The sequence below is a fragment of the Synechococcus sp. R55.7 genome, from assembly GCF_047461955.1.
Classification (GTDB): Bacteria; Cyanobacteriota; Cyanobacteriia; order Thermostichales; family Thermostichaceae; genus Thermostichus.
This window is the reverse complement of sequence record NZ_JANSIC010000227.1, coordinates 2,942-4,148: the sequence shown is the minus strand read 5'-3', so window position 1 is coordinate 4,148 and position 1,207 is coordinate 2,942. Positions and strand designations below refer to the sequence as shown.

General features: G+C 60.6%; 2 protein-coding genes. One reads left to right on the top strand and one right to left on the bottom strand.

Translation table 11 applies throughout. The annotated features are described in order from the left end of the window. Positions 1–740: hypothetical protein (locus NW820_RS10710; RefSeq protein WP_414407478.1), on the bottom strand; the 740-nt coding region annotated here is incomplete at its 3' end. A gap of 120 nt (positions 741–860) precedes the next feature. On the opposite strand from NW820_RS10710, the gene NW820_RS10705 reads away from it, so the two are divergent. Beyond that, positions 861–1,207, top strand: a 347-nt coding sequence (locus NW820_RS10705) for a rhodanese-like domain-containing protein (RefSeq protein WP_414407477.1), incomplete at its 3' end; no start/stop codon positions are given.

Here is a 1,207-nt window from a genome sequence, read left to right as displayed (position 1 = left end):
TCGAGAGCAAACGAGGTCACCTCTGGGTAGCCCGCCCCGGCAACGGGTTGTTCGGCAACGGCGCCCAACAGCAAAGAGTGGGTGAGAGGCTCTGCCACAATCGCCTGCAGCGAATAGGTGGATCCCGGTTTGACCACCTCTGGCAGGTTCAAGGTGACGGTGGGAGGGGCAGATCCAGAGGTGAGGGTGCTGGCCTCCCGCAGCACTTCTTGGTCAATCAACAGCAGTTGTCCGGGATTGGCTGGATCCGGGCGATAGCGATTGCGCACCAGGGCAGAGGCTTCTACCTGAAAGTCCCCCCGCACCGAGGATTGGGATCCCTCTACTTGGCTGAGAATATCCGCAACAATCTCAGGGCCCACCTGCCGCCAGGAGAGGATCTGGGCCGAATAGGTGAGCTTGGGATGAGAGCTCCACAGCTTGCGGATGGCACCTTCCACCTCTTCCCGGTCCAGCCCATCTCGGTGGCGGAAGTCGGGGCTGTAGCCGGCCATCACCCCTGGCAAATCCCGCCGGTTGGCGGCGGCCACCTGCTGGCTTAGCCACTCCACCAGGGCGGCTGGCGGTGGGCTGGAAACTTGCCGCTGGATCCCACTTTCTAGGGGCATCGGGGCAGCTTGGGCCCAAGCCGAGGACTCCGTCCGGCTGACGTGACCGGCTGTCAATCCAAGGGGGATGCTCCAGCTCACGGCCAGAGCAAGGGGCCAAAGCAGTTGCGGAAAGTTAGATCGGGATTTCAAGCCATGGGCCTCCAGCCGGCAAATCTGGATCCCAGTCTAGCCTTAGGGCAGTTGGGATCCCAAAGTCCAGACCAGATAAGATCGATTGGAATAAGCTTTGGCTCATAGCGCCTGTTCTCCATGGCTCCCCAGCACTCTCCAGCTTTCTTGGCCCTGGTCAACGAGGCCAAAAGCCGCATCCAAGAACTGACAGTCGAGCAGGTCAGGCAAAAACAACTGCAAGGGGATCCCTTCTATTTTGTGGATGTGCGGGAAGAGTCGGAGTGGCAAGCCGGCCACGCTGCCGGAGCCATCCACTTGAGCAAAGGGATCATTGAGCGGGACATCGAGAGGGTGATCCCCGACAAAGAAGCGGAGATCGTCCTGTACTGCGGCGGCGGGTTTCGTTCGGCGTTGGCAGCCGATAATCTACAGAAAATGGGCTATCGTCGGGTGATCTCGATGGATGGGGGCATGCGGGCTTGGCG